This is a genomic window from Clostridium sp. CCUG 7971 (assembly GCF_017590215.1).
Taxonomy (GTDB): Bacteria; Bacillota; Clostridia; order Peptostreptococcales; family Peptostreptococcaceae; genus Faecalimicrobium.
The window spans coordinates 1-5,558 of sequence record NZ_JAFFPK010000027.1 but is presented as its reverse complement, the minus strand read 5'-3'; the positions used below and the strand labels follow the sequence as shown (position 1 = coordinate 5,558).

5 protein-coding genes are annotated in these 5,558 nt (G+C 29.7%); 4 read left to right on the top strand and 1 reads right to left on the bottom strand.

Annotated elements, in window-relative coordinates:
* Positions 1–178 precede the first annotated feature (178 nt).
* Genes JWF52_RS03905 through JWF52_RS03895 form a run of 3 tightly spaced genes read left to right on the top strand, consistent with a single transcriptional unit; the run spans position 179 to position 3,685 of the window.
* Positions 179–967, top strand: coding sequence for an FAD binding domain-containing protein (locus JWF52_RS03905; RefSeq protein ID WP_208332038.1), 789 nt, complete (start codon positions 179–181; stop codon positions 965–967).
* A 44-nt stretch (positions 968–1,011) separates the two neighbouring features.
* Positions 1,012–1,416, top strand: a complete 405-nt coding sequence (locus tag JWF52_RS03900; RefSeq protein ID WP_208332039.1) for a 2Fe-2S iron-sulfur cluster-binding protein — start codon at positions 1,012–1,014, stop codon at positions 1,414–1,416.
* Position 1,417: 1 nt separating this feature from the next.
* Positions 1,418–3,685 (top strand): xanthine dehydrogenase family protein molybdopterin-binding subunit, encoded by a 2,268-nt coding sequence (locus JWF52_RS03895; RefSeq protein ID WP_208332036.1) that lies wholly within the window; start codon positions 1,418–1,420, stop codon positions 3,683–3,685.
* Positions 3,686–3,742: 57 nt separating this feature from the next.
* On the opposite strand, the gene JWF52_RS03890 is transcribed toward JWF52_RS03895, so the two are convergent.
* Complete coding sequence (locus JWF52_RS03890; protein WP_208332034.1) at positions 3,743–5,155, bottom strand: MATE family efflux transporter; 1,413 nt, start codon at positions 5,153–5,155, stop codon at positions 3,743–3,745.
* Between the two features lie 169 nt (positions 5,156–5,324).
* On the opposite strand from JWF52_RS03890, the gene JWF52_RS03885 reads away from it, so the two are divergent.
* Positions 5,325–5,534, top strand: a complete 210-nt coding sequence (locus JWF52_RS03885) for a hypothetical protein (protein WP_208332032.1) — start codon at positions 5,325–5,327, stop codon at positions 5,532–5,534.
* Positions 5,535–5,558 lie beyond the last annotated feature (24 nt).

The window sequence follows — 5,558 nt, the reverse complement described above, 5'->3', positions numbered from 1 at the left end:
CATTTTTATAATTTATAAATTCCTAGTAGGTATAAACACATTAAAAAACAAGAAAAATACGTACATAAAATACGAAAATAATAAAAATGTTAGTTATTATTCGCATTTTATCTAGGAAATAATACAAGATATGATATAATTATATGTGTTTAAAATAAATACATTAAGGGAGGAAAGTATGTTTACGCTTATAGATATTGCACAGCCAACTACAGTAGAAGAAGCATACTCATTGCTAACTAAAAGAAAAAATAATCAACTAATAGGTGGTAGTGGATTTTTAAGAATGGGGAAAAAAAGAATAGGTACAGGTATAGAATTATCTAGCCTAGGATTAGATTACATAAAAGAAGATGAAGAATATATAGAAATTGGTGCTATGACAACTTTTAGAAGTCTAGAAACAAGTTCTATAATAAAAAATAATTTTGGAGACATAGTAGCAAATTCTGTAGCCGATATAATAGGTGTTCAATTTAGAAATGTAGTTACTATAGGAGGGACTGTATTTTCTAAATATGGATTCTCTGATTTAATAGTAGCATTACTTTCTTTAGATACGGAAGTGGAGTTATATAAAGGTGGAAGAATATCTTTAGATGAGTTTTTAAATAAAGAATATGAAAAAGATTTATTAACTAAAGTTTATATAAAGAAAAATAATAAAAAAGCCTCATATAAATCTTTAAGAAATGCTAAAAGTGATTATCCATTAGTGAACGTATCTGTTTCAAAAATAGATGATATATTTAAAATATGTGTTGGGGCTAGACCACAAAGGGCAGTAGTTGCAAATGGTGCTAGTAAATTTTTATCATCTAATAAATTAACTGAAGAAAACATAGAAAAATCAGCTCAAATTGCAGTAGATGAATTAATATTTGGATCTAATATGAGAGCATCTAAAGAATATAGATATGCTATGGCTAAGGTACTTATAAAAAGAGCAATAATGGAGGTAATCTAAGTGTTAGTAGAACTTAAAGTAAATGGAAAAAAAGAAAAGTTGATATAGATTGTGATGAATATCTTGTTGATACACTTAGAAAATTAGGTAACTTAAGTGTTAAAAGAGGATGTGATACAGGGTGTTGTGGACTTTGTTCTATATGGATAGATAAAAAGCCAACGCTATCTTGTGCAACTTTGACAGTTAGAGCTTTAAATAAAGAAATAGTAACAATAGAAGGGTTAGAAAAAGAAGCAGAAGAATTTGCTAAGATATTAGTAAGTGAAGGTGCAGAACAATGTGGATTCTGTTCACCAGGATTTATAATGACTGTTCTTGCAATGAAGGAAGAATTAGAAAATCCAACAGAAGAAGATATAATACATTATTTAACTGGAAATCTATGTAGATGTACAGGGTATATGGGTCAGCTAAGAGCAATCAAAACTTATCTGGGGGTAAAGTAATATGAGTTTAATAGGAAAAAGTGTACCAAAAACTGATGGTTTAGCAATCGCAACGGGGAAACCAGTTTATACTGATGATTTATCATCTAAGGATGCTTTAATAGTAAAAATACTTAGAAGTCCTTATGCTAATGCAAAAATAAAGAATATAGATACAAAAATAGCATTATTAGTTCCTGGAGTAGAATGCGTATTAACATATAAAGATGTTCCAGGTACTAGATTTACTCTAGCTGGTCAATCATATCCAGAACCATCTCCATATGATAGATTAATACTTGAAGATAGAGTTAGATATGTAGGTGATGAAGTAGCAATAGTGGCTGCAATAGATGAAAAAAGCGCGAATAAAGCGCTTAAAATGATAAAAGTAGAATATGAAGTTTTAGATGCAGTTATAGATTTTGAAACTGCTATAGATAATAAAGTTATAGTACATGAAGAAGAGCGCCATTGCAATTTTGATATAGGAATGCAAAGAGAAAGAAACATAGTTTCAACTCATAAATATGAAAAAGGTAATATAGAAGAAGTAATGAAATCTTGTGATGTAGTAGTTGAAGAAACTTACTACACACAAGCGCAGGCACAGGCTATGATGGAAACATATAGAGCATATAACTACTTAGATCATATGGGAAGGTTAGTGGTAGTTAGTTCAACTCAAATACCTTTTCATGTAAGAAGACATCTATCACGTGCTTTAAATATGCCATCTAGTAAAATAAGAGTTATCAAGCCTAGAATAGGTGGAGGTTTTGGTGGTAAGCAAACTGCATGTGTAGAAATATTTAGTGCACTAGTTACTTTAAAAACTAAAAAGCCTGCTAAATTAATCTATGATAGACATGAGACCTTTAACTGTTCAAATAGTAGACATGCCATGAAATTAAATGTAAAAATAGGTGCTACAAAAGATGGTGTAATAAAAGTTATAGATATAGATGCACTTTCAGATACAGGGGCATATGGAGAACATGCTTCAACAACATTTGGATTAGTTGGAGAAAAAACAATGCCTTTATACAATAAATTAGAAGCATCAAGATTTAAAGGTTACGTAGTTTATACTAATAAAATGCCAGCTGGAGCATTTAGAGGATATGGAGCTACTCAAGGTTGTTTTGCAGTTGAATCAACAGTAAATATGCTAGCTAATAAATTAAATATGGATCCAACTGAACTAAGACTTAAAAATATAGTAAAAGAAGGCGAAACTGCTTTTGCTTATAATAAGGCAATAAACTCAGTTGATTTAGAAGCTTGTATTAAAAAAGGAAAAAAAATGATAGGATGGAATGAAAAATATCCATCTAAAGACTTAAAAAATGGAAAAGTAAGAAGTGTTGGTATGGCACTTACTATGCAAGGATCTGGTATTGCAAATATAGATACATCATCAGTTGAAGTTAAATTAAATGATGATGGAAACTATACATTATATGTAGGTTCAACAGATATGGGAACGGGAAGCGATACAATACTTGCACAAATGGCGTGTGATATACTTGAAGTTTCAATGGATAAAATAACTGTAGTATCTGCGGATACTGATATAGTTCCTTACGATCCAGGTTCATATGCATCATCTACAACTTATGTAACTGGGATGGCCGTAGTTAAAGCATGTCAACAGTTAAGGGATAAGATAATTACAGTAGGTGCAGAAAAGCTTGAAGTAGAAAAAGAATTCGTTGAATTTGATGGAGATAAAGTTGTATGCCAGGATAAAAGTATATCTGTATTTGAGATTTCTACTGATTTTACAGTTGGACCTAATAAAAACCAATTAATAGGGTTTGCATCTCATGGTAGTCCAGTTTCACCTCCGCCGTTTATAGCAGGATTTGTTGAAACTGAAACAGATAAAGAAACTGGAAATGTTGAAATAATAGATTATGTAGCAGTAGTTGACTGTGGTACTGTTATAAATAAAAACTTAGCAACTATACAAACAGAAGGTGGAATAGTTCAGGGAATAGGACTTGCTTTATTTGAAGAAGTTAGATACACAGAAAATGGACAAATGGATACTAATACATTTATGCAATATAAAATACCTGCTAGATGTGATGTTGGTAAAATAAGAGTTGATTTTGTAGAGACTCATGAACCAACAGGACCATTTGGAGCTAAGTCAATAGGAGAAGTTGTTGTTAACAGCCCAGCACCAGCAATACAAGATGCAATATATAATGCAGTGGGAGTTAGAGTAAATAAACTTCCTATAACACCAGAAAAAACATTTATGAAAATGAATAATATGTAAAATTAAAAAGCTACTGAATATTTATTCTGTAGCTTTTTAAGGAAGTATATTGGATTTTTAATCTGATTCATAATTAGTGCTAGCAATTTCGGGAGTAGTAAAGTTACTATCACAAAATTCGTCAGTTGTACCCACTTTGTGATTTACTACTGATTTTGATTTCCACTTACCTTTTTTATAATAAATTACAGTAATTATAAAACCAATAATCCATCCAACAGGAATACCAATCCAGATACCATTAACACCAAATATTTTAGAAAATAAGTAAGCAGCAGGTATTCTAGCTATCCATAGAGATACTATAGAACTTATCATTGCGAACAGAGAATCACCAGCACCCTTTATAGCGCTTGAAAGTATAAATGATGTACATATAAAAACAAAAAATGGTCCAGTAATCATTAAATAAGAAGAACCTATAGATATTACATCGGCATCAGAATTAAATAAAGATATTAAATTTTCTTTAAATACAACAAATATAATAATTACGAATATTGATATTCCTAAAGACATTTTCAAAGATGAACGTACACCATTTTTTACTCTATTCATTTCGCCAGCACCCATATTTTGTGCAACAAATGTAGAAATAGCAGCACCTAAATTCATAATAGGTAAAGAAATAAATGTTTCAACTCTAGAACTTGCTCCAAAAGCTGCCATAGCAGATGTACCATAACCATTAACTAAAGACTGTAGAGCTATATTTCCAAATGAAAATAGCATTTGTTGAATACCACTAGGTATTCCTAGTCTTAGACCAGTTTTAAATATACTATGATTATAAACTATTCCTTTAATTCTAAATTTTAATACCTTATGCTTTTTATTAAGATAAATAACACTGATTATAAAAGATACACCTTGAGCTATTATTGTAGCAAGTGCTACTCCTTCAACACCCATGTTAAATTTAATAATAAATAATATATCTAACAAAATATTTAAAACAGTAGCTATTATTAAAAAGTAAAGAGGAGTAGTTGAATCTCCAAGTCCTCTTAATATTGCACTAACTGAGTTATAGCCAGCTGAAAATAATGTTCCTAAAAATATTACTATTAAGTATAGCCTAGACTGTTCATATACGGCATCAGGAGTATTCATAAATTTCAATAAAATACCAGAACATGTAATACCAATTATAGTTATTATAATAGAGGTTATGAATACGAAAATATATGTAGTATCAATAGTAGCTTTAACATTTTTAATATCTTTAGAGCCGTAATATTGAGATATTAATATAGAAAAACCAAGACTTATCCCTAAAAGTAAAGATGTAAGTAAAAACATTATAGGATTAGCACCAGACACTGCAGCCATAGCATCTTTTCCAATAAATTGACCAACAATTATACTATCAGCTGTATTATATAATTGTTGAAATAAACTACCAATTAACATTGGCATTGTAAATAAAAATATGGATTTTCCCTCATCACCGGTAGTCAAATCTTTCATCTAATTCCCCCAATTTATTATTATTTAAATTAATTATATATTAAAATTATACTACACTTATTTATTGATATCTAAATATTTTGAAAAATCTATATAAAAATAATAAGAATTTTAAAATTAAAAAGGTGAAATAATAAGAAAGAAATAAAATCAAAAAGGATGTGGCATTGTGACTCATAGAAAAAGACCAAGTACAAGAAAAATGGAAGATTACCAAAAAACTAAATTAGAATTTGCAAAAGAATTAGGAATTAATGGCGCAAACAATACAGAAGTTAATGCAAAAATAGCTTCTCAGGGTGAAGCGAAATATAGTACTAAAACTATGGTTACTAGACATAACCATCATAATGACCAAAAAACTGCAAGAGAAGACTAAAAGCAAAAAATAGGAACTTATATA